This is a genomic window from Maricaulis maris (genome assembly GCF_003634045.1).
GTDB classification, from domain to species: Bacteria; Pseudomonadota; Alphaproteobacteria; order Caulobacterales; family Maricaulaceae; genus Maricaulis; species Maricaulis maris.
Window position 1 is genome coordinate 239,739 of the sequence record NZ_RBIM01000006.1, and the last position, 25,260, is coordinate 264,998.

Annotated in this window: 9 protein-coding genes; 2 read left to right on the forward strand and 7 right to left on the reverse strand. The window is 63.8% G+C overall.

Annotated elements, in window-relative coordinates; all coding sequences use genetic code 11:
- Positions 1-19 precede the first annotated feature (19 nt).
- From C7435_RS13665 to C7435_RS13690, 6 genes are all read right to left on the reverse strand, one after another.
- On the reverse strand, positions 20-8,776 hold the full coding sequence (locus C7435_RS13665) for an RHS repeat-associated core domain-containing protein (protein WP_121212114.1): 8,757 nt from the start codon (positions 8,774-8,776) through the stop codon (positions 20-22).
- Positions 8,777-8,793: 17 nt separating this feature from the next.
- Positions 8,794-16,911: an RHS repeat-associated core domain-containing protein gene (locus tag C7435_RS13670; RefSeq protein WP_121212115.1), complete on the reverse strand. Its 8,118-nt coding sequence runs from the start codon at positions 16,909-16,911 to the stop codon at positions 8,794-8,796.
- Positions 16,908-19,418, reverse strand: a complete 2,511-nt coding sequence (locus C7435_RS13675; protein WP_121212116.1) for an RHS repeat domain-containing protein — start codon at positions 19,416-19,418, stop codon at positions 16,908-16,910. Before C7435_RS13675 ends, C7435_RS13670 begins: the two co-directional genes overlap by 4 nt.
- 21 nt (positions 19,419-19,439) lie before the next feature.
- The gene (locus C7435_RS13680; protein WP_121212117.1) at positions 19,440-21,176 is read right to left on the reverse strand and encodes a Hint domain-containing protein; all 1,737 of its coding nucleotides are present in this window, start codon (positions 21,174-21,176) and stop codon (positions 19,440-19,442) included.
- A gap of 22 nt (positions 21,177-21,198) precedes the next feature.
- Positions 21,199-21,639, reverse strand: coding sequence for a hypothetical protein (locus C7435_RS13685; RefSeq protein WP_147422703.1), 441 nt, complete (start codon positions 21,637-21,639; stop codon positions 21,199-21,201).
- Positions 21,640-22,286: 647 nt separating this feature from the next.
- Complete coding sequence (locus C7435_RS13690; RefSeq protein WP_121212119.1) at positions 22,287-22,913, reverse strand: beta-barrel domain-containing protein; 627 nt, start codon at positions 22,911-22,913, stop codon at positions 22,287-22,289.
- 49 nt (positions 22,914-22,962) lie between these two features.
- Here C7435_RS13690 and C7435_RS13695 point away from each other — a divergent pair, with 49 nt between their 5' ends.
- The gene (locus C7435_RS13695; protein WP_121212120.1) at positions 22,963-23,430 is read left to right on the forward strand and encodes a hypothetical protein; all 468 of its coding nucleotides are present in this window, start codon (positions 22,963-22,965) and stop codon (positions 23,428-23,430) included.
- The gene (gene pip / locus C7435_RS13700; RefSeq protein WP_121212121.1) at positions 23,427-24,446 is read left to right on the forward strand and encodes a prolyl aminopeptidase; all 1,020 of its coding nucleotides are present in this window, start codon (positions 23,427-23,429) and stop codon (positions 24,444-24,446) included. Before C7435_RS13695 ends, pip begins: the two co-directional genes overlap by 4 nt.
- On the opposite strand, the gene C7435_RS13705 is transcribed toward pip, so the two are convergent.
- The gene (locus tag C7435_RS13705; protein ID WP_121212122.1) at positions 24,447-25,181 is read right to left on the reverse strand and encodes a DUF2793 domain-containing protein; all 735 of its coding nucleotides are present in this window, start codon (positions 25,179-25,181) and stop codon (positions 24,447-24,449) included.
- Positions 25,182-25,260: the final 79 nt, after the last annotated feature.

A 25,260-nucleotide genomic window follows, 5' to 3' on the forward strand; every position in this document is an offset into this window, starting at 1 on the left:
GCGACCTTGCTCGCACCGCTCATGGGCCAAGGGCGCGCGTCCCGTTCGTTGGCGTGAACACGTTCGGGACCGCGGCGGGCAAAAGCGCGTCCCGCGTCGTCACATAGAGATAGTAGCTGACCGAATGACCATGGCGGATGATTGCCGACACGCCAACATGACGCGGCCCACCGCGCCCAGGCGTGTGGTGGGCATGGCTCAGGAACAGCACATAGCCGAACACATCCCGATGCTCGAGCACAAGATTCGTCGCTTTATAGGCCGGGTTGCCATAGCGCATTCGCGGCTGACCGAAGAGTTCGAAATAATTGAAGGGGCGGCATATCGCGAGCGCCAAATTCGTATCACGCCGCATATCGGCATTGCCCTGCTCCAGGAAAGACGGAATCCAGCCGATTTCCTCAATGTATTCCTCGAAGGCGTAGAAGCCGTCAGCGCGCAGGAAATATTCATGGTGGCCACCATTCGCCATCCGGTGGACGCGCGGACCGTTCAGCACGCCCCGGACGCCGAACGCATTCAGACGCGGCGAGTACAAATGCTGATAGAGCGAGCCGACAATCGCCGGAACAAGACCATTCCAGGCCTCGCCCAAAGCACGCCAACCCATTTCGCCCACTCCGAGCGGTTCGGAAATGCGACGGACATAGCCATGGGAGATGTCGCGTACGGCGCTCAACATTCCGGCGCCGGCCATGCCCGCCCCGATATCCATGGTAATCGAGACGACCGGGCAAGTCCGGTGATGCGGATTTCCGCGATGTACGACATTCGCAAAATTGCGAAGCACCGGGCTGAGCAGCCAGGAAGCCGTCGCCATCACCGCGATCGGTGGCAGCACAACCCGCCCAATAACCCATTCGGTGGCATCGGCGACACCGCCCCAAGGGTCCTCAATCACGGCCTGGCCAACTGTCCAGAGAATGTTGATCGAGCCCCCGACAAAAAGGGCAAGACCGACCCAGTTGCGCGTCCGCTCCGCCATTACGAACTGCATGAAGGCACCGTCGGGGTCGATCCGGTTGATCGGATCATTCCCGACATAGGCGTAAGGCCACGGCGTCTCCTGTCCCGGATCGGGGCTGAGGAAGGCACGCAAGGCCGGATCATAGCCGCGCAGCGCGAACTGGGTCAGGCCGCTGGCCGGATCGAGCCGTTGGCCGGTATAACGCCCGCCTTCTGTATCGAGGCTGGAGGCCGAAACAAGTTCTCCGTACGCGCCGTAATCATAGTAGGATTCCAGCCCGGCATCATTGCCGCTACCCTCAACCCCGATGCCACGAACCGACCCCAGATTGTCGCGCAAATAATAGCGCGCGGCGCCGTTGGCATCCGTGTCGATCCGGGCGAGTCCGGCCGCCTTGCCCGGAATTTCGAAAGTGCCTGTTGCCGGCCCGCTTCCCGTGCGGTCGTAGCGGGCGATGACTGCCCCGCCGGGCGCCCGGATCAACAGTGTCGATCGTGGATCGCCGCTACGCGGCGTGACCGTGATCGTGCTCAGCTGGCCGGTGGATCCATAGAAATAGCTGGCGCTCTGCACCGCAGCAGGAGCAGAAAAACTCGCTTCGGCCATCTGACCGCTGCCGGGCCTGTATTGAATCGCACTGAGGAAGCGTTGCGGATTGGAGACCAGTCGGCCTGCCGCATCGTAACCCAGTGTCGACCCCGACATGGTCAGGGTCGACAAGACAAGCGCGCCAACCATCAGGGCCGGCCCGGCGCTACCGTCGTCCTGCCGCTTGCCGTTGATAAACTCCAGGGACACGGAAACCACATCGGCCGGCATGATGGCGAGCGACCGGCAAAGATCGGCGAGGTCGAAATCGGCGTTGACCGCCGTCCAGTCGTCGGCACCGGCGCCGAGATCGGTCAGTGTTGTGCGGAAAACGTCGCCTTGTGCATCGCGGAAGACGATCTGAAGCAAAGCGGGACCCTGCGCCGCCGCGAATCCCGCCGCGCTTTTCCACTGAAAGGCCAGTCGATAGCTCTGCGCCATGCCGAACGCTCCGGAATAGCGCAGCGTCTGGTGATAGCTTGCCGTGCCGCCGACCATCTGGATGTAGTCGGCGACTGTTCCGCCTGCCCCAGTGACAATATCGACCGGGCTGGGCCCGGCATTGCTCGCCGACACTGTCCAACCTTCTGGCAACGTGCCTGATGAGAGGTCAACGGCCTGATCGACCTGGGTCGTGATGCTCAGGATACGATCCTGGCTTCGTTTTCCCGACACCGGATCAGCATAATGATAGGTTTCGGTTGCAGGGCCACGCGGTACCGTCAGAAGCGTGCCATTCGCGTCATAGGTGATGGGGTGGGTGGCGGTTCCGGTGTTGAGCGCTGTATCCTCACCGGCATCGGATGCCATCGCAGCGCACAGGTTTCCGGCGGTATCATAGCCATATTGCCAGGTGCGCGGCGTGCCGATCAGACCGCTGGCAAGATCGTCGGGCGCGCCCGGGTGGCGCATATAGGCTATTGTGCCGGTTGCCACGCGCTCGGCTTCATCCGGCCCGCCGATACCGCCATTCCCATAGGCGAGCGTCTGCAGCACATAGTCCCCGCCGACGGTCAACGGTCGGCCTGCAATATCATAGCGGCCGGTTTGCTGGATCGGTCCGCCGGAATTCATGCCCAGCACGGTCTGCGAAAGCAGGCCGCGGGCGTCGTAACTCATGCGGGCGTAGCGCGCTTCAGGGCCTGGAACGGGATTGTCCGGGTCGAGTACTTCGGTGCCGTCCGCACCTTCCCCGACAGACGCCATACGGCCGAGCCGATCATAGAAATAGGTCGCGTTCACGGGATTGCCCTGCGGTTGTCCGGTGCCGGAAAGCGCGCGCGGGAAAACAATCTCGATAGGCCGGTTGAGATTGTCGAAGGCGTACTCGGTCTGACGAATGGTGTCATCGAAACCGGGCGTGGAATTGGTTTGAGTGATAACGTTTCCGGCGCGGTCGTAGACGAAGGATTCCGTATCGATCTCGGTCGCCCCGGGGGTCCAGCTCGCACTCCGATTACACCGCGAGACGATCAGCCGGCCAACCTGATTGGGCGGCTGTGCGCCCGGGCCGGCGACACGATCATACTCATAACGCTCGAGCCACAGCGCCCCGTCGGCGGCTTCCGGCCAGATCGGATCATCGACATGTGCCGCAAGATCGGCCCAGGTCAGACCCGATTTGGATACCGTGCCAGTCTCGATCACGCGGTCCTGGGCGTCATACTTCGAGTACTGAATAACCTGCGGACTAAGGGCCGCGCCGGCGGCATCCATGGAGAAGCGCTGCCGGTTGACGCTGTCATACATGAAGCGGGTCGTCCCGCTGTCAGGGCCGGTCTCGCCCGTGCGGTTGCCAAGGAAGTCGTAAATGGATGTACGCTTCCAAACCGTATTGCTGTCGGCGTCCGCTGGCGGGTCGTAATAGTTGGGTAGTCGGGTTTCGGTCCGGTTTCCGGCCCCGTCATAAAGGTAAGATTCGATCCGGATCGGCGTCGTGCTCCCGTTCTCGATCAACGCCTTGGCGATCTCCTGACCCGACTGGTTTGTCGCGGTCTGCAGCTGATTTCCGTTCGGGTCGGTCACGGTATTCAGATAGTAGCTGCCGGCGGCGCGGCCGGGCGCGCCGGAGGTCAGCACCTGATCAAGCCAGCTTCCCGCGGCATTGGCGCCATAGCCGAGCCTGACTGTATGCCCGCTGCCGAGCGCATGGTCCGCTCCAGGACCAGCAATTTCCAACGGGCGCGCGGAGGGCGAGGCTTCCATCCGCGTCCGGTTGAACGGCGCATCGCTGACGGCCGGATCGAGATATTCCGCGATTGTCATCTGAGTGCCACCCGCCTTGTCCGGCAGATAGGTGGTCAGCGCGCCTTCCGTGCGGCTGGCGATGGCCGGCGTGGCAGCTCCGTCACCAATGGCGACCGTCTGTTGCACCGGTTCACGCTGGACACTGGGGCGGCCGAATTCGTCAAACAGGATGCCGGAAATCTGCGCCGTCTGGCGGTCGACCATGGCCATGGTCTGAAGCAGGGTGCCGGCCCCGTCGACGAAGCTCACATCGATCGACGGATCGCGGGCGATCACCAATTGCTCGAAATTCGCGGCGCCAGTGGCCGCGATGATCAGCTTGCCCTGCGGGACAAAGTCGAGCAGATCGCCGAATATCTGATTGCCGTCGACAAAGAAAAAAGCAACGCCATCGACGACCGCGAACAGCCATCCGGTTCCGAACGCACCGCCGCGCTCGGCAAGTGTCGTCCATCCGCCACCGCCGTCCGACTGCCGCAATTGCCATTTCCCTGGGCTGCCCGGCACCCAGGAAACGAACAGGTCGCCGCTGCCGATCGACACGGTCGTCAAGGCGGGGTCCACGCCGGACAGCTGGACGCGGCCCGCGTAATTGCTCGAGGTGAAGTTCTTCAGCTCCGCGCGGCTGCCGATCGGATCGGAGCTTGAACCGGCAAATGTGAGCTGGCGATTGGCGATGCCCCATCCGCTCGCCAATGTCCAATCAGCGACGTCGGACGGATCAAAGTCCTGATATCCGCCGAAGCTTGACGAGCTGACGCGCACGACCTGGTTGGGAAGCACCGGATCATAGCTGTCAGCCTGGCCGGACAGGTTTCGCGCATAGGCGGTCGCGGAGATGACGCCGACATTGTCGTCCGACGGACCGATCGTCGCGACAGTCTGCAAATTCTCGGTGCGGACGATACGCGCGGTCGCGCCGTTCTCGCCCAGCGACGCGGTGATCATCCAGGTCGACGGATCGAAAACAACCGCAGAATAAACGGCATCGAGCGGGCAGAAACGCAGCTCGTCGACATAGACCGCCGCACCGCCATCGATGGCATTGAAACCATCGATCCCGACACCGAGAACCGTGTCGGCTGGCAGGCCGGCTGCCGCAGCAATCGCCGGAAGGTCGATCACCGCTTCGATATAGACCCATTTGCCATCTGGGCTGGCCGGGAATCCAACGACCACCGGATCACCGACCGGCGTCGCGGATGTGGCGTCCTGATAGGCCTGCAGTGTCCAACGGGCCTTGGTGTCATCGGGTGTGAAGCCAGCCGCCGGCAGCATCCAGCACGAAAAGATATAGCGCCGATCCGCGTCGAGCCCGCGCAGTGTGGCGACGGCGCCTTGCGGAGACGCGGGCGGGCTGGCAGCGATTTCTAGCGACTGGGATCCGGTATGGTACTGGGTCTGGACGATATGGCTCGTGATTGAAGACGCCCCCTGATACGACCACGGCCCTGTCGCCTCATAGGGCTCGAAGCCGTAATATGTCGCCTCCGGTGGGTTGGACAGTCCGAACCGGGCAACGAGATGGCGTTCGGAACGGTCATAGATATTCGTAACCGCCCGTCCGATCGTGTCGACCTCCTCGACAAGACTGCCCAAGCTGTTGCGCTGGCGCGTTTCGGTTTCGAGCCGCCATCCCGTCGGTGTGGCACCGGTCGTCCAGGCGTCGAAGGGGACGAAATCCTTGTCGGCCGCGACGAACATGCGCTGAACCGCCCAATCCGTGGCCTGCGTGCCCCAGTCGCTCGACCAGGTGGTTGCCTGCCCGCTCACCGACGCACCATTGCTCTTGGAGATCGATTGCACGACTGGCGACAGGAGGTTTTCCGGCACGTCGGTCGTGTAGACTTCCGGGAAATAGGTGATGTCAGTTTCCAGCGTTTCGGTTTGGCCTTCGCCGTCGAAACGAGCGCCCGTGACCTTGGCCGGAAAGCCGTTCTGATTGTACTGGACTGACAAGACTGAAGTGACGCCGTCCGTGACCACGATGGTCTTGACGATACGCGAGAAAAAGCCACAGGGCGCATAGTCGCCGCCCGCCGGCAGGAATTGACGCGCAACAGCCTTCACAACGGAGTCAGTGGTATTGCTTTGCGCCACCTGTGCGTCGTCTAGCCAACTTGTCGTCGTCCTGTAGGTCAGCCCCGCCAGAAGGCGCGTGACGGTGGACGGATCGGCGCCAGTCTCCGTCGGATAATCGGGGCGTTTCGCGGTTGGCAGTGAGGCCGCCTCAGCAGCCGTCAGCATGTTGAACATCTCGTAGAGGACGGACCCGCACGCCGTACCGCTGCCTGACTGGCTCGCGATCGTGGTCCGGTTGAAGGCGGCCGCCCGACCCGACGGCGCCATCACGGCCGATGCCGTCTCATAGCTCGGGGCGCGGTCGATGACCGCATAGCCGGTGGTCGTGTCCGTCGTGTTGCCGGGCAGGCATCGCAGGCGGCTGACCGTCATGACGGAGGCGGGTCCATCCGCCCCGCCCCGCGTCACGCGATGCAGGCTGATCGTCGGGCCACTGGTCCAGTCACCGCTATAGGTCGCGAAAGCCGTCGGTCCGACCAACAGATTTGCCGCGGCGCCCGAGACGAGAAGCTTACCGCTGATCGCGCTCTTGTTCGCAGTGTCAAGCGTACCGTCGGCCAATGGAATCGCCGTGACCGAGCTGCCGGACTGATAGACGAGGAAGCGCTCTCCAGCGAGCTGAAGGCTCGGCAGGTCGCTCGCTGAGAGCGTATCGGACAACACGCCTGCAAACCCCCAGCTCATGTCCGGCGACTGGTAATAGATCGCATTGCCGGTCGTTTGCCCGTCCTGCGAGGTGTGCGGCATGAGCACATAGCGATTGGCCCAAACCGTGCCCGCCGCCGCACGAGCGGCATAGGCGCCCGACGGAACGGTTACGGAGTTGGCAATGGCCCACGGCGCGCCGGTGGTGGTATTGGGATTGTAGGCGGTGAGGCTGGCGACCAGGTCTCCGCTTGCCGTCGAATAGGTCCGTACGATCTGGTCGGCAGCACAAGAGATCAACTGAAGTGTTTGCGCGCCGGATGGTTTGATGGCCTCGACGCTATTGATCGTCCATTGCTGGCCGTCATAGCGAGCGATCAGTTCGCCCAGCGCGATGCTCGACCCGTTGACCACGGGTTCCGGAATATCGCCACCAGTATCAACGTTGAACTGTGTGAGGGAGGTCGATCGGAATTGGCCGCCGCTTCCGAGCCAGTCAACGATGATGGCACGCGCGCGCGTACGCCCGCCGGCCGGACCGGCGACGATGATCACCGCAAAACCGCAACCGGCTGTCACCGAAACTGTGCTCAGCGTGCCGGAATCGCGAACCAGCACGTCGCTGGAGCTCTGCCAGGCCGCGAACGGTCCCGGCCCCATCCGGTGGACGGTAATTCCCTTGCCGGCATTTGTCGTGTCAGCAACGACCGCGACCAGCGCGTCGCCCGCACCATCCATCGCGCAAAGCGGGCTGCTATCCGCCCCGCCAAGCGTTTCCGCGGCGCGTTCGGCCCATTCCGAACCATTCCAGATCAACGCTTGAAACACCGCGGTATTGCTGCCGAGTATGCCGGCGCAGTCGTCAATTGTGCTGAGATCGACGCTCGCCGGCGTCGACAGCGCGACTGTCACGGTGTCGGATGCGGTCCACGCGCCGGACATGCGCGGGTCAGTGCGCCAGGCCTTGAACTGGGTCGCGGTCTGCGCCGCGAAGGTGAGCCCGGCCGTCTTTACCGCGCAGTCCGGGGCGGCTGTGCTCGTGGCAAGTGTGCCGAGATCGGCCGGCACCCATCGCCCATCCCAGCTCGACGCCTGCAGCGCTACCGAGCTCGAATCGGTCGCGGGCCAGGCGGCGACGACGAAATCAGCGGCGAAACCCAGCACGGGCGTTCCGAACGGGCCGCCGCCGGGCGCGGACAGAGACTGGGAGCGGTCCGAAAAGGCCGGCGTGACGGCCGCATACTCGACCTCCACCGTCCCGCCGAGCGCGGTGTTGATTCCGGTCATCATGCCGTAATCCGCTCCAGCGGCGACCTGATAGCTGAAAGTCGTGGCCGGCATGCCCGGACTGCCGCCAGGATGATAGGCAACCGCTGTCAGAAGCCGTTTTGTCAGCGGCCCGGTACCCATCAGCGCATAGGAGAATTCGGTGCGGTTTAGCAGCCCGCCGCCGCCTGCCGTAACGCTGATGGAGGCAAGAAAATGGGAATCATAGCGGTCCTGCCAGGCATTTGGCGCTGGCGGCGTCTGGTGAGCCGGCACGTATTCGTCAGTGGTTTTGGGCTGATAGCTCAGATCAATGCGGGCGCCATCGCCGCGCGTGACCCGGGCAAGACGGGTGCTCCGCGTGTAGGCCGCACTGCCGTCGCCAACGGTTTCGGTGGTTTGCGTGTAAGTGAGGTCGACCGTCTGCTGCCAGAGATCGGTCAGGCGAGACAGCCACCAGGTCACCGCCTGCGAGGACTGCCCGGTCGTAACAGATGAAGCTCCGCTCCAGCCCTCCCAAGCCACGCCCAGCTCGATCGAGGATGGCGTGCCGCCAAAGCGCCAACGCAGCCCGTCCTCATCGATCAGCGTCCAGCTTTCATTCGCGGCGCTATAGCGGATAACCCAGAAATCTCCGGCGACAGTGCCATAGCTGACCGAGCCGTCTGCCTCGTCTTCAATGGGGACGAGCTCGGTCATCCGCCCGTCGCGAACAAGGAAGAGGCGCCGTCCCCGCGTCAGGGAATCCGGTTCAGGCACGGCGACAATGGATGGCAGGTTGAGGGTCCAGCCGAGGCCCAGCCAGCCAGTCGGCGCAGTCAGATTGGATTGCTCCGCCGCCCCGTCCAGTGCGCTCGCATACTGCGCCGAAAGGGCAAATTCCGGCCCGCTTCCCTCCGGCAGCGCCGCGAGGGGCAGCGAGAAAGCGAGATTGCCCGTCGCCGGGTCGATACTGTTGGCAAAGTCATTCAGCGTAAGCATGATCGATCAACCGGACCTCATAGACTGTGGGGGTGGTCGGCGGCCAACACATCCATTTCGATGTCGCCGGAACTCGGAACGCGCACATATCCGTTACGCACAGGCGTGCTGATACGCTGTCGCAATGTCTGAAGGCCTCTTTGCGCGCGGACGACCCAACGGGTGGACGTCGCGGCTTCGGTCGCGGCAGTTCCGCCGGCAGCGGTGCCTGTCGCCCCGGTTCCGGCGGCGCCCGCTCCAGCGCCACCAGCCGCCGCGAGACCGCCGCCACCCGCTGCGCCTCCGCCGCCGATCACGCCGCCACCGGCGATGATCGCACCGCCGATAAGTCCGCCAACCACAACCCCGCCGACGATGGCACCGAACAGACCCCAGCCGCCACCGCCGCCACCGCCGCCACCGCCGCCACCGCCGCCGCCATCGTGATCATTGCCGAGCCCGGTTGGGTCGATCATTCGCAGCGCTTGTCCTGAGAGATAGGCGTAGCGGTTGATTGTCTGCGGCAGACGCGGATCGCCATAGATCACGTCGCGGGTCGTGAAGCGGTATGCACTGCCCGCATATTCGCGCGCACGCATGTACGTCCAGCCGGACAGGTCCTCGGACACGCCCCAGCGCCCGACGGTGCCGAAGGGGGCGGGCGAGGTGCCACTCGCCCCGAGCGGCGTTCCATACGGGTCATAAACCCGCGCGCCGGTCACCGCACCGGACGCGTCGGTCAGGGCAAGCGTGTTCCCAAGCGGATCGAATATGTAGTCTTCATAATGACCATCCCCGTCTTCGCGGCCGATCAGGCCGCGCCCATACACAAAGTTCGACGTTTTGCCGCCGGAGGTCAGGGCCAGTACCCGGTCGAGCGGCGATTCTTCCGGCGCAGGGTCAGCAAGGCCGCGACCGCCTTCGGGAATGAGCATGGACGGCAGGGAATTGGTTTGGCTGACCAGCCGGATCGCCCGTTGCGGATCAGCCTGTTCGACACGCGGTGCGCAATAGTCGGCAATGTCGTGAACGACGGCCTGGTCTCCGGCAGCCCCTCCCGCAATGTCGACTCTGAGACCATCGGCGTCATACGTGAAAGACAGATCCCCCAGCGCCGCGACACGGTTGAGCGCATCATAACCGATCTCGCTTTCACCCACTGCGGCCCAGCCGAGCATGTTGCCGTCATCGTCATACGTGACGTGATCTGCCCCTATTTGGGTCAGACGGTCGGCTGAATAGGTGAAATCGGGTGACGTCGTTGGAGCGCTCGGTGGAACCGGCGTAATCTGGTCAAATGTCTGCAGCTGCGCGAAGTCATCATACGTGTAAGCGGTGCGGGCGACGAGGACGTCGTCCGGACTGCCTGCGGCCATCGACAGCCGCCGTCCTGCGTCGTCATAGGTATTGGTGACGGTGACCCCGCCGGGTAGCGTTTCGACCTGCACGCGCCCCGTCGGGTCATAGGTGTATTGTGTTTCCCGGCCAGCCCAATCGGTAACGGTTGAAAGGCGGTCGAGCCCATCATAACCGTAAGTCACCGTCTTGCTGCCGTCCGGATAGGTCAGGACATGAACCTGCCCCGACGGCGTGAAACTATAGCCGACCGTCTGCCCTCCGGCGGTGCGCGCGGTCATCCGGTTGAGATCGTCGAACGTGCGGTGGATTTCGGCCGCGCCGTTGCGCAACGTCTCCAGCCGGTTTCCGGTTGCATCAAGCGTGTGGGTGATCGTATCGCCGCCTGGATATTGCGCCGAGACCAGCCGACCGGCCGAATCGAAACCATAATTGACGGTTTGATTTCGGCCATTGGTCCAGGAAGTCATCAAGTCGCCGCGTCCATAGGTATAGCGGCCGCTGACGCCCAATGGCGCGGTATAGCCGACCAGCCGGTCCTCGCCGTCGTAGAAATAGCGCGAGGCGGCGGTGCCATAGGGCATGACATCGAGTGTGGTCTGGCTCTGCGCCGCGTCGAAACCGTAGCTGAACAGCGTCGTCGCCGGCCCCGGCGTTCCCCCGCCGGCAGGGGGATCGGCCGGGATGGGTTCCACGACCTGCCGGATCCGCCCGAGCGCGTCGAAGGCAAAGCCGTGCGTGTGCGTGCTCCCGTCGGGACCGATTTCCACCGCGACTCTCATCCCGTTCGGATCGACGACATTGACGCGCCGCCGGCCGGTCGGGTCGGTCAACGTCCGGGTGAGATTGACGTAACTGCCAACGCTCGAAGCCTGGGTGCCGCGACGCCAGTTCCAAACCTTGCCCTTCTGGTCGGTATACGCATAGAGCCCACCCCCGGCGTCGGTGACCCAGGACTGGGTGGTTGTGGCTCCGCCAGCGCTCGGGGGCGGAACGGTCAGCGTCCGGCGCAGGCCGGTCGTCCTATCGGCCAGACCCGGCTCGGCGGCAAAGGCCTGGGTCAGGACGACGGGCGTCGCGCCGTCCTCGGTCGGCAGGCTCAAGGCATGCTCGAGCCCGAGCGCGTCGCGATCGACAAAGACCGAGATCGTCTTGCCCCCGGAAGCCGGCGCGGGATAGGTCATCGTCTCCCGAACGAGGGCCGTATTGCCCGTCCCGATCTGGGCGTAGTCGATGTCGATGGTATGGCTGTTGGGATCGGTCGTGGCCGATAGCCTGCCGAGCGGGTCATAGGCGAAGCCGTAGGCCACGCGGGGGCCGCTTGCCTGTTCGACGATACCGGTGAGCTGGTTGATCTCGTCATAGTCATAGGTCCGGACATCGCGCCTGCCGTCGATCTCCGGCAAGGTCTCGGTCAGGCGGTTATTGGCGGCGTCGTAGGTAAAGCCCCACACCGACCCTGCGGCACCGGTCCGCTGGGTGAGATTGCCGACCGGGTCGTAAACAAAGCCCGTCACGAAAGCTTGGCTCGCCGCTTGCCCCTCATACTGCTGCGATAAAGTGGTCACCAGGCCCATCGCAGCATCATTGTCGAAGACTTCGATCAGAGCTGTCGTTCCGTCGGCATTGGCCACTGTGCGCTTGGTCAGCCACCCGGTCCCGGAGGCGTATTCGAAACTCTCCGTATTGCCGGTCGCGTCGGTTCGCGATTGCAATTGTCCCTTGCTGGTGAAGGTCTGGCTCACGCGGTTGGGCGCGTTCGTCGTGCCGCCCGCCCCGTCTCCCGGATAGCTGTCGATATAGATGGCGAGGCCCCGGATCGTACCCGGCTTGTAGGTGAACTGTGTCCGTGTGCCATCGGCCTCGGTGACGCTATCGAGGGTATTGTCGGCGTTGTAGCTGTAGCGGGTGATATTCCCGAGAATATCGGCCTCGGTCAGGAGGTTGCCGGACGTGTCATAACTCCGCGATACGGAACCGAGGCCTGGCGGATCGATGAGAGTCACCCGGCCGCGATCGTCATAGGCGTAGGTGACGGCCGGTCCATCGCTCGGTGGTGCGCTGCCCGCTCCTTCGAGCGCCGCTTCGCTCAACAGGCGTCCTGCCCCGTCAAACACACGCGTCTTGCGCGCCACAATGCTGTCCGAAAGCGGAATGACCTGTTCGACGGTGTCGAATGTGACCGCGAGACTGGTGGTCGTCGTTTGCTGGTCCTTCGGGTCTGTCATCGCGGCAATGACGGTCTCATGCCCTTCCGCATCCGTTCCGCTCGACCAGGTAATGACATAGTCCCAAGGCTGGCCTTGGGCGCTGCCATTGGGTGTCCGCTGCCGGACGATACGGTGCGACGTCGGGTCGTAGGTATTTGAGACGATCGTGTGCTGGTTCTCGTCGCCCGCCGTCGCCATCAGCGCATCGCCGGTATAGGTGAAACGGCGTGGTCCCGCCTGCGGTCCGGTGGAGGCGCTGAGAAGGCCGCCGGAATAGGCGTAGTTCACCGTCCGTCCCGTATTGTCGCTGACCGAGGCCAGCAGACTCTCCGGATCGTTGGAATCGACATAGGCGAACTGCAGATAACGGCCAGACCCCTGATCTGTGACGCGGTCGAGTCGGCCAGCCGGTGTGTAGGTCAGAACCTGCGCATTGCCGAAATGATCTTCGATCCGCGTCAGTCGGCCCTGTGCAGAGAAGAACTGGCGGCTGCCGTCGAGCTTGTCGAGCGTAAAACTGCCGTCGGAATTGTAGACCAGCAGATCGCCCGTGGGCCGATCACGCTGGGTCACGACGCCGACTGCCGTCGGAAAGTCGTAGCTGATGACCGAAGGCGAGCCAGGCAGTAGCGACAGATAGGGCTCCGCCGGCTGCGTCGGGGGAATGTAGATTCGGGCATTGAAGGAATGCGTCCAGCGCGGCCCGAGGGGTTGGCCAGCGAACATCGGGTGATCGTCCGGCCAGCCCAGCATGGAATTATAGGCCACAACCAGTCGCAGCGGCACGACACCCGTCACCGCCAGATCGGCGTGCGAATAGAGATAAGCACCGGTCGCGAGATCGAAGGGATCGCCACCATGATCGCCATTGCCGCCACCTGGCGGGCTGGGCTGTAGCTGGTTGGTTGAGGCAGTTCGCGGTGCGCTGGCCGGTCCGGCCGGCGCCGGCTCCACCGCCGTCACGGTGGCCGTGTAGGTCTGGTGCTGCTCAACATGTGTCGTGCCTGCGGCAATATTGGCCGAGGTCGACGTCGTCCGGGTTTTGTACGAGGCTGAAATGCCCGGCCCGGTTAGCGCGATCTCGTATGTCACCTCCTGACCGGCCACCGGAGGTGCGACCGCAGTCCAACTCAGCGTCATCGTGTTCTGCGCGTCAAAGGCGAAATATGTGATCGTTGGCTGGCCAAGCCCGCTGCCGACGCTGATCGAGACCGGCGCTGTCCAAGCGCCGATAACGCCGTCACCAATGGCCCGGACCTTGACGGTCAAAACCGTGCCAGGTGTGGTTCCGGCGGGATAGGGAACGGTCGTGGAATTGCCTTGGACGCCTGTCTTGGAGCCAACCTTCGTGCCGCCATCGTCGACCTCGACGTCGAATGTCGTGTTCGCAGACGTCAGCCCCCAGGCCGCGGGATCGAACACCCAGGACACGTCCAGATGGTGGTTGCCCGGGTCATCCTGCACGTTCGATGCGGTGAAGCCGGGCGCGGGGAAATTCCGCATTGTGACGCTGGCCGTCGTTTCCGCGGCGATCATGCCTCCGCCGAGTGCCCGCACCGAGGCCGCGATGACCGTGTTTGCGGGCACCGAACCGATCTGGATACTCTCTGAATAGGTCGCAGGCGGGCTCGTGCCGGGCACGTTGGTCCAGCCACGGACGGCGGCGCCGCTGCCCGGCGTTGCCGTCAATGCAAAGGCAGTCGCACCGGTGGCCGCCGGCCAGCTGAGGGTCGCCTGCCCGGTCTCCGGATCGTAGAGCAGCCCGAGGCTCGAGGGCGCATCGACCGTCGCGACCGCACTCCACAGGCCGTGCGAACCCGTGGTGATCGCCTGGACGTCGATCCGCTCGGCCTGCCCCGGATTGCGATCGAGGACGCCCGTGAGCGTGGTCGTCGTCGCACTGACCGGGGCGCCGTCATTGGTGCCATCCAAACGCACCTGATACGTGACCGCCGAACCGGTGCCCGGATCGATTGCTGCCCAGCTCACGGTCAGGTCGGCGCCAGTCGCCTCGGCGAATCTCACGCTCGGTGCGGCAAGGTCAACAATCGTTACCGTTGGCGCCTCCGCCATCGCACCCAGCTGACAAGTCGCGATCGACTTGACCTTCAGCGTGTAATCTGTCCCGACAGCCGGGTTGGAGACCGTCAACTGCGCCCTACCGTCATCGGCCAGCACGGCTGTCGTTGTCTGCCCGGCCGTCAGTTCGTAATACGTGATCTCCGCCGGGCTCCAGCTGCCGGTGAGGGTGCCGCCCCCTCCGGTAGCTGCCTGATAGATCAGCGAGGGCGCAGGGGACGGGGCGTCGCTATACGTGCTCGGCGCGCTGTAGGATTTGTCGAGGGTCGCTTCCACCTGCACCGAAAGAGCCTCAGAATCGGCTAGATGGCTTGTCAGATCACAGGTCGTGTCGGCCTTTGCCGCCTGCGCCGCGCTGTTCAACAACACAACGTAACTGGTTTGGGCGGGGGCGCCGGCAGGCGGATTCCAGCTCGCTGTCAAAGTTGTATTCGTGCTATCGGCCCGAAGTGTCACGCTCGGAGCAACGAGCTTGTGGATCGTCAATGACGAAGCGAACATGCCGGTGAAGGAACCGGCGGCGAGAACGCTCAGCGTCGCGGTATAGGTGTCGCCCTCGGCAAAGCCTGTATCGGGCGCCGAAACTGTCAGCACTTTCTTGGTAAGATCCGCAGATCCATGGAAATAGGTCGCGACCTCGCCGGTCTTGAAAACGCGACCATAGACCTGCTGGCCTGTCGCCGTGCCGGGAGTCCATTCGAAAGCTGCGGTTCCGGGATTCGTCCCGCCCGGCCAGCGATAAACCAGCGCCCCGGTCGTCGTTTCGCCATCCGTCACAGCATTGGGCGGGCCGACCGTCCCTCCATCGACGCCCTGCACACGGATCGTCAACCTTGCGAGATCCGCCGCCTCCGAGGGCAGATAGCTGGTCAGAGCAAGACTCTGAGCGGTCGTCTTCAAAGACTGTTCGACCGGCTGTCCGTCCTGGAATAGCGTGACGTCAAATTCCGGCGTCTGCGTGACGCTACCCCAGGTCCAGGATACCGCTTCGGTGGCAATCGTCGGGGCGATATCGAAACATGGTGCCGGTTCCGGAATATCATTGATTGTGATCGTGCGCTCAGTGGTTGCGGACAGTGCCGCCAGCCGCACGAAGCGGGCATTGCCAGTCACGGTCTCGCCGCTCGATACCGGCGCGTTGCTATCGAAGGATTGCGGCGAGGTTGGCGAATGCACGACCGCCCCGGCCAGCGAAGTTGCGCCCGTCTTGACCGAGAAGCTGGCGGACGGTAGGTCGGTTTCGTTCGGCGGCCAGTCGAACTCGAACTGACCGTTTCCCGATTGGTCGACATAGTAAAGCGAGACATCAGGAGCGGTCACCGGCCCGGCGGGGCTTTCCGGCCCGCGACTGCCCGCCACGGCGGCGGTGACGAATACCTGCCAGCCATTCGGGTCGGCGAGACAGGTCGAGATGTTCGCGCTCGTCCCCGTTTGCGTCACAGGATCGGCAGGCGGCGACGCGGCTGGCGTCCGCACCAGGCGATAGGTGTAACTGTCGGACTGGCCGGGCACGGACCAGTCAGCCCAGAGTTCGGTATCACTACTCTGCCAGCCAAGCGTCGCAGCAGGCGCTTCAAGATCAAGCGGCGTCAATGTCGCAATGGCGCTCCAGGGCCCTGCCCCGTCAGCGTTGACCGCCCGCACGCGCCCGCTCGCCGGGCTTCCCATCGGCAAAGCGTCGAGGGCGAGTTCGATCGCACTGACACCGCTCGCCCTCGACACCCAACCGGTTGCAGAAGACAGGACCTCGACGTCATAGCCGGTACTGCCGCTGACGGTCGTCCAACGCGCCATCGCCATCGCGGTCTCTGCGGGCCTGTGCGTCCGGAAGCGCAGAGCAGACGGGGCGAAGGACGAGGCGCCGGCTCCGGACAAGGTTCCGGACGTTGCAGTATCGCTCAGCGCCCATCCGAGCGAGAGCCCCGTTGTACCTGCGGCGGCTCGTCGCTGAAGCCAGGTCAGGCGTTCGCCGGCATCGAATGCGACAGCCCACAGTTGAAGCTCGCTGACTTTCGCGGTCAGCTGGGCAGCGGCGCTCGTCCCGCCGAGCGTCAGCGTGCCGGCCGGACCCAGCGCTCCGGCCGCGATGCTGAAGGCGGCCGGCTTGACCGCCACCGTGACGCTGTCGACCTGTAGAAGTGCATCGACCATGCCCCATCGTCCGGGCGTCAGCACCACACAGATGTGACGCCACCGTCCGGTCGCCACAGACACGCCCGTCGCCCAGTCCGTGCCGCCGATCGAGACGGTCAGGGCTGACGCGTTTGACAGCGACAGCGTCGTCCCACCGGTACCGCTCGCCGCATACTCGATGATCGTGGCGGCGGTGCTGTCCGACGTGCCGATCCAGAGCCCCAATGTCAGCGGAAGCCGCGGGAAATTATCGCCACCACTTCCCGCGAAGGTGTGCTGGGCGCGCGTCTGGCCATCGAGCACAAGCGTCGTCGCCGGCGGCAGATAGTCGGTCACATAGGACAGCGTCAGGTCGGGTGCGGTCGCGGGCGCGCTCATTCGCCTCTCCCGCCGCTTGCCGGCGCAAAGCTGGCCGACAGGATATTTCCGAAAGCATCGCGGGAATAGACGAAGTCGCCAAATCCGGTCGCCGAGAAACGCGTTAGCCGGCCGAGCCCGTCATGCTCGGTCTGGGCACTCATCAAATAGGGACCAGGCGCCGGCGTGCTCCAAGGCCCCTGGGCGTTCGCGGTCTTGACCCGAACACGGAAGGCATAGGCAGTGCCCGCTGCGATGGCCTGATCGATCGTCACATTCGGGCCAGCCGAGGCCGTCGGTGTCCCCGGCGTGTCGCCCGTATCGAAGCGATAGAGATAACCATCATATCCGGTCACCGCCGACCACGTACCGCGGAACTGGTCACTGGTGAGATAATCGAGCCGCGCCCCGCCGGGTTGTTCGGTGATCGGGATCACCGCCGCACTTTGCGGGCCTCTGACCAGATCGGCTGCATCGGTGATGCGGACCCTAACGGACGAATCCTCCCCGACCGGCAGGGTCCCCGGGAATTGCGCGGTGGTCGCACTGCCGGTGGCGTACTGCGACGTCCCGCCAGCGGGGGTCAGCTCGGCGCGATAGGCCGGGTTGGGTGTCGCACTGGCGGGTGCCCAGTCGGCCGTCACCAGATCGGGGTCAAGATCGTAGCTGACGAGACTGATCGTCGTGGTTTCCACGATCGGCGTGTGGTCCGCGCTGGCCGGACCCTCGATGCGGCCGGTGGAATCGATCAGGCGTGCCGTGATCGTGTCGGCCGTCGTGACGGCGGTGGCGAAACTGACCGCGCTCGTTCCAGTCTGGCTCTTTACCCCGCTGGACGTGTGGAGGACGGCGAGCCCCGCCGCGGCAGGTGCAGCCGGCGCCTCCCAAGCCACGCCGAGCGTTTCCGAGGGCGTGACGTCGTAGACGATAGATTTCAGCGCGATCGGCTGCGCGATCGGGTGGAAGACCTCACTGACCGGACCATGGACGATACCGTCGGCACTGACCGGCCGGAAAGTCACGCTATAGCTGAGGCTGGGATCGAGTGTGATGGCGAACGGCGCGCCCGCCTTTCCCTCGCCATAGCGCAAGATCGACGGCCCGGTGAGCGTCGCCTGTCCGGAGGCGGCGGGCGCTGCGGGCGGGGTCCACTGCACCGTCAGCTGTCCGACGTCATAGACGAGGGAGATCAGCGGCAGAGGCTCGACGATCGGCGTGAATGCCGGGCTGGCGGGGCCCAGTACCAGACCACCGTGTGCCGACGGTCGCAGCGTCAGGCTATAGGCTTTCGCCGCATCCAGCGTGGTGGAGAACACGGCAGACACTGTACCGGAATCGTTAAGGACGGCGGTCGGTGTCACCAGTGTCGCATTGCCGCCGGTTGCAGGCGCAGGCGGCGGATTCCATTCCGCGCTCAACATGTCCGGCGAAAGATCATAGCTGATCACTGTTACGTCGAGCGGGTCGATGATCGGCGCGTAGACCGGGCTGGCCGGCCCTTGCACGAGCCCGTCATGCGAGGTCGGCCTGGCGGTGATCTGATAGGCCGTCCCGGAATTCAGCGTGCCGGGAAAGACTGCATTCGAGACCCCGGACTGGCTGTGGACGGCGCCGCCACCGACAAGCGTTGCGAGGCCCGCATCCGCTCCGCCCCGCAGCGATCCCCACCCGACGGTAAGTACGTCCGCCGGGTCGGTGTCATAGGTTATCTCGGTCAGGCTGAGCGGGTCGGCGATTGGCGCATAGGCATCGCTTGCCGGCCCCATCACCAGCCCGTCATAGGCGGCACCGCGCGCCGTAACCTGATAGGTCTTTGTGGTGTCGAGCGTGACGCGGACTTTTGCTCCGACCGTGCCTGTCCCGTTTCGCGTGGCCCCGTCACCCGCGACGGTTGCCAGCCCGCCGGTTGCCGTGCCGGTCGGCGGGACCCAGCTGACGGTCACGATATCCGGCTGGAGATCATAGGTGATTGCCGTGAGCGTCAGCGGAAGAATGACGGGGGCGTAAACCGGGCTCGTCGGCCCCAGGACGACGCCCGCATCCGCATAGGCCCTTGCCGTGATCTGATAAGTGTCCGAGGGGTCGAGCGTGACGGCAATGCGGGTGCCATTCTTGCCCTGGCCATTATGCGTCCCCCCGCCACCGGTGACGGTCGCCATCCCGCCTTCGGCGCCGCTCTTCGGCGGAGCCCAGCTCAACGTCAGCGTATCGGGGTCAAGGTCGTAGACGATACCGGTCAGGGACAGAGCCGCCGTCAACAGCGTCACCGGAAGACTGGTGTCGCCGGGCGCGCCGTTGATCAGCACCGTGACGGTGAAGACATAGGTCTGCGACAGGTCTGTGAGCGTGACGTCCCACATGTCTGACCGGCTCGACGCGCCAACCTCCTCACGGGCGGCAAAACCGCCGGAACCGGTGATGTCGAGGCGGAAGCCCGACAGGCCGGCCGGGGCCGCCCCCGGCAACTGCCATTGCGCATGGAAGGCACCGGGGTCGTAGGCGGCGAGAAGAATGACGGGTGCAGTCATGGCGGCCGCGTCGCGTGCCGATTACCGCAAGATGCCTTGCCGTACGGTCTCCGCCTCAACTTCGCCGCGTTCCGCGAGGATGTCGCGCCGACGCTCGCTCGAGAACGTCCACTGCATCTCGTTGTCGCCGATGAGAACGCCGTTCGCAAAGAAGGTTGTATTGTGACTGGTCAATGCGATGCCGTCCGCCTCCGTGCCGACCGACAGGTTGTGCACGGGGCCGTTATAGGCAACGCGGTCCGCTGACAGGACCGCTTCCGGGCCATCGACCGTCCGCACACTCTGGCCCGGGCGGATTTCGCCGGCCAACACGATCCCTGTCGTCAGGACGACGGGGTGACTCTCGGTGATCAGCAATTCGCGCCCCGACACGGTCACGAGACGGACCATGGTCTCTTCTTCGCCGGAATAGACCGAATAGACCGTCATCGCATCGCCGTCCTCATTGGAGGCAATCCGGTCGGTTATATCGAGCGTTTCCACAGCGCGAGATTCGCCGTTCGCAAGCGTGACCTGCGTGCCGGCCGCGACGCAGCTGTAGTAAATGCGGGTCGAGGGCAATTGATACCAGCGGCCAGTCGAAACTGGCGTCTCCGGCGAACTGGAAACGCCGAAGAAGACCGGAATCGTGTTCCCGCCCGAGGTCAGATCGATATTCATGGTCATCGTGTAGTAGACGATCGAGCCATGCGGCATGCAGCTACTGTCGATTGCCGGGAAATGTGTGGTCGGGTCGTTCCAGTTGACCTGCATGTCCCCGTTGCTCAGCGTCACATAGTCCTGAAGGAAGGTCGACGTATCGCCCTGGAGCGTGCAGCCACCACCGGCTTCCGGTTCGGGATGCGAGATCGCAATGTAAACGCTCGCTTCGGCGTCCGTGGACGGATCAATGATCGCCGTGTCGTAGGTCGCATAGCCGACGATCGGCAGAAAGACATTGCTGGCGGAAGCGCCAGACGGCTGATAATCGCAATCTGCAGCCTGACGCCCGAAGCAGAATTTGATCATGCCATCGCCATTCTTGTCGGCAGGATCTGTCGACACGATGGATGTCGGGATGGTCGAACCCGCTGCGCGGAGCGTTCCGGAATGCGGCGTTCCACTCTGGTCGATCCAGTAATACGTCATCTGCGTACCAGCCCAGGCGTCACTCTCGTCGAGCGTGCCTTGTGCACTCAGATGCACAGCCTCGCAGGCAAATTGCTGGACCAGGGATGTCCCATTGCCCTGCGGATTACCGTCCTGGTCTGTAACGATCAGGGTGTGAGTGCAGGTTGGCGGCTGATCCGCAATCGACGCCAGCGCGGACGCGCGATAGGTCAAAGGATTGGCCTGGTCCTGTTGAAAAGATGTGATGGTATGGACCGGGCCTACAGCGTTGTCGGTCGCCTCGCCAGTGTCGGGATCGAACCGCTCCCCTTCCGAAGTCAGCGTGACCCGACCAGCCGACGGCATGCCCACCGAGCCGTGATAGGCTTGGGCAAGCTCCATGAAATGAGCGAGATGCTCGCTATTGTCAGGCGTCAGGCCTGCCAGTCTCTGCTGTTCGAGAAAATAGGCGCGGTGACGCTCGTTCGACATGTCGAGCGGTATCGGTTGCAGATTGCGGACGCCCTCGAAAATATCCGCGAAATTTTCGCCATTCGGGGCCCGATCGGCCCCCTGTCCGCTGGCGCCGGAAACGGCCGCGAGGGCCAGGGAGAGTGCGCTGAGGGCGGTTGACAGTACCGCGCCTCGCTGAAGGAAAGACCGGATCATGAATTCGCCCCCAAGTTATTTTTCAGAATATCTCCATCATAGCGTGTGTGATTTCGCGCGTCGAGCGAAATCGTTGGTCCGGTCGTTGTCCAACGAAGGCCGATCGTTCTTGAACGGCCGCCGGCCGCTCGGCTTCAGGCTGCAAACCGACGCCGCTCGGCCAGGGCAATGGCCCGGCTTTCCTTGAAGTCGGTTCGCGACTGGAGGTGTCGCCCGTGATCGCCGGCGCTTCTCGGATGCAGTCGTTGACCACGCTCAGCGTGCCGAGGCGACGCTCGTCCGTGGGGGCATCAGACCTGAAGCCCAGGCTCCTGCGCTGAGTGAATCTGCTCGGCACCACCATCGGACGGCGCTTACCTGTAAATCGCCGCACCGCCAGCCCCTCCCGGGCCAGAAGCATGCCAAGGCGGCGACAGCCGAAACGGCGACGATCGCCCATTCTTTTCTCGATGAATTCGACCACCCCCTGGCCGGAATTCCGGGCGGCCGATCTTTGTCAACAAATGGGACAGTCGGCACTGGGAGCCGGTCGCCCGCGAAAGAAAATTGGGTGGCACGCAGACAAAGCCTCATCAGGACTCAGCACCACCTGGGTCTGACCCAACTCTGGACTTGCTGCCGGCAGAAAATGAAGCTGCAAGGCTTCATCGTAAAACCAAGGCGCCGGCGAACCTGCAATTATTGGGAGATAATCTGGCCTCGCAAACTCGCAAAACAGCGTATGGCTTGCCCCCAATGGGGTGTCACCTAGCTCGTCATTGCAATCGACATGGCCGCAGCGAACGACATTTGAGAAATTTTCAACAGACCGAGCGGAAATCGGACACATCTCGTTCGACAAATCTGTCCGTGACGGCAATTGGAATTCCAGTTGGCACGCTCCCGAGTTGCGAATTGCGAATGAGAGGCTTTCAATGGCCTGAGAACACTCGGCGGGGTTTGCTGCATACTGGTCAACATTCAAGCAGTCACGCATGTAAAAGCGCCACGTCTGCTGTGTGTTTGAGACTGTCGAATATTGGTAAACGGCTTGGGTGCCACGCTTGGCGTGGCCGCATGCGGTGCATAATCCCAACACCAGCATCACGGTGAATACCCAAGATACCCGCTTCATCGCTCCCGCCCCGCCTCGTTCATCGCCCGCATCACCGGACTCAACAGGAGCGCGATCACGCGCCGCCGACCGGTCTTGATTTCCACCGTGGCTGTCATCCCCGCAGCCAGTACAGGTTGCACACCATTGAGCAGGATCTCATTGGAGACAACCCTAATTCGTGCCGGATAGACCAACCCCCTATTCTGGTCAACGATCGCGTCGGGGGAAATTTGCTCAACAATTCCATCGAGATATCCGTAGCGCATGAAGGGAAAGGCTTCCAGCTTGATGCGGACTTCCTGGCCTTCGGCGACGAAGCCGACATCGCGGTTAAGGAGGTAGGCTTCGACATAGAGTTCGCGGCCGGCCGGGACCAGGGTGACCACCGGCTCGCCGGGCTCGGCAACCTCGCCGATCGTGGTGACATTGACCGCATTGACGATGCCATCGACCGGGCTGAGCAAGGTCAGGCGGGCGGCTCGGGCCTCGGCCTTTTCGAGGATTTCGGTGCGGGTGGCGATATTGCTTTCCGCTTCCGACAGCTCCCCCGCCCCACCACAGGCCAGCCCGACACATCCGAATATCGCGCCGACTCGTGATGATGCTTGTCGTTGCGCGCTGGTCTGGTATTGGCTGAACAGGGACGGGGCTTGCTGGCAGCAGCACCGGGAAGTCGGACGGGGCTGTGCTTTGCAGGCATTTCAATCGGATGGGGTTCGCGCGGCGGCCGTTCTGCTGATCGCGCTGGCAGGCGCCGCCGGGATTGTGACCACGCGCGCTCCGGCCAGTGCCGACAGCGCTGCGGTACCGGTCGTCTACACCATCATAAACATGACCGAACGCTTGGCCGACCGACACAATTGTCCGCTTGATCTGGCAAGCGCCCGGTCACGGATCGAAGCCGGCTTTGCCGATACGAATTTCCTGCTCGAATACAGTCCGCTCGCCGACGGCCCCGACGTTTTCCTGCATGAACTGGCGGCGTCGGCGAGCCCCGGAACCACGGGCGCCGAACCCAGCTGCATCTGGACGATACGCGTCAGTTACAAGGGGCGTTCCATGACACGTCAGGCCCGGACAGCGCCCAGTCGGACGGCAGATACCCTGGAATCCCTGGCGCAGGACAGCGGTGCCCTGCTCGTCACGGAGACCCGATGACCGCCTTCTTTCCCGGATGCACACCCCATCAGACCGGACGCCTCGCGGTTACCGGCGGACATGAGCTGTACTGGGAACGCTGCGGCAATCCGGACGGCCTACCACTCGTGTTTCTGCACGGCGGCCCCGGTTCCGGCATTTCGGCAAAATTCCGTCGCATGTTCGATCCGGACCGGTTCGACCTGATCCTGTTTGACCAGCGTGGTGCCGGCCAGTCGACGCCGCACCTCGCGCTGGAGAACAACACCACCGCCGACCTGGTCGCCGATATTGAAGCGCTGCGGACCCATCTCGACCTGCCGGCCTGGATGGTTTTCGGCCCGTCCTGGGGATCGACCCTCGCCCTGGTCTACGCCCAGGCCCATCCGGACCGGGTCCGCGCCCTGATTGTTGAAGCAGTGTTCACGGCACGCGCTGAAGAACATGACTGGTGGCACAGCGCTGCCGGGGCGCCGCGCTTCTTCCCCGATGCGTTCGCAACCTTCATTGAACCGGTGCCCCCGACGCTGCGCCAATCACCCCGGGCGATCGCGGCCTGGTATCTTGAAGCAATGCGGGACGAGATTGCCGCCGGCCTGCCCGACCTCGCGGGCCTCGATGATCCGGATACACCATTGGTGGGCCTGCGCCGTTCGGCAGTTTATCGCTGGACCGAGTATGAGGACCGCCTGTCCTATCTCGACAATCCACCCGACGCTGTACGAACTGCCCTGGCCCCGCGTGGCCGCGACTTCATTGCGGCACACTCCCTGATCGAGGCGCATTATTTCAGCCATGGCTGTTTCCTCGACGAGGGCGAGATTTTCGCCAAGGCTGAGCGCCTGTCGGACATACCGATGGGCATTCTGCACTCGCGTTATGACATGATCTGCCCGCCCCGCAGCGCCTTCGACCTCGCCGCGGCCTGCCCACATGCCGACTTCCGGCTCGTCGCCGTCAACGGTCATGGCATGACCGAAGCCACCCAGAACGAGCTGAACGATCTGATGGCCTGTATCGCCGCCAGATTGTCCTGATCACCCGGGAGCCGGCGCGACCGGCAACCAGGCATGGATCGCCACCGCGACCTCACCGCCGGTGAAGGCGCCACCCTTGGCCGTCAGCACAATCGGCGTGTCGCTGTAAAATGCGGTCGGTCCGATGACGCCGAGATTGCTGGCACCTGCCGCGATGCCCAGCGATCCACCAAATTTCGATGTCTCCCCCGCAATGCCGCAATCAAACGACGCCGCGCCGCTGATCGCGCCCCGGGTTCGCACGGACACACAAAATACCACCGAGCGGGCCGGTATCACGACGGAGGTTGTAGCGCTGGCTCCGTCGAGTCCGGACAATATCTCCTCAATGACAATCGCCTGACTGGCCGCACCGCTGACGCCCGCCGCAATCGTTTCAACCGCAGCCGCCTCGCGCCAACAGGCCGCTGCGGCGTCGTGAACCAGGTCAAATCCGGTGTCGCGCACATGCACCCGCCATCCGCCCTGCGGCGGGATGGCGGCCCAATACCCGTCGCGAAACACGGCCAGCGAGCCGGGCAGATAACCGGACCAGTCAGTACCACTGGCGCCGTCGGGGATGATCCAGACACGGCCCTCATCAGGATCGGCAGGCTGGGTATCGACCGAGGCACTCTCCACCACCGTCTGCACCAGGGCATCGAGGCGCAGCAGCGCCTCATTCACGGTGACATGCTTTTGCGCCTGGGCCGGCATGATGAGCGGCAAATCGAGTCTCGGACTGGTCTGGGACATGGGGTTTCTCCTCGCTGGCCCGCCAGTCTGTGGCAGAATGGCGGAGCGGGGATTGGCCAACGCACTGTCCTCGTCTCAG

Excerpts from the sequence above, each read along its gene's own strand:
- C7435_RS13705 (WP_121212122.1), bottom strand. The coding sequence starts at position 25,181 with ATGTCCCAGACCAGTCCGAGACTCGATTTGCCGCTCATCATGCCGGCC.
- C7435_RS13675 (WP_121212116.1), bottom strand. The coding sequence starts at position 19,418 with ATGACTGCACCCGTCATTCTTCTCGCCGCCTACGACCCCGGTGCCTTC.
- C7435_RS13670 (WP_121212115.1), bottom strand. The coding sequence starts at position 16,911 with ATGAGCGCGCCCGCGACCGCACCCGACCTGACGCTGTCCTATGTGACC.
- C7435_RS13680 (WP_121212117.1), bottom strand. The coding sequence starts at position 21,176 with ATGATCCGGTCTTTCCTTCAGCGAGGCGCGGTACTGTCAACCGCCCTC.
- pip (WP_121212121.1), top strand. The coding sequence starts at position 23,427 with ATGACCGCCTTCTTTCCCGGATGCACACCCCATCAGACCGGACGCCTC.
- C7435_RS13665 (WP_121212114.1), bottom strand. The coding sequence starts at position 8,776 with ATGCTTACGCTGAATGACTTTGCCAACAGTATCGACCCGGCGACGGGC.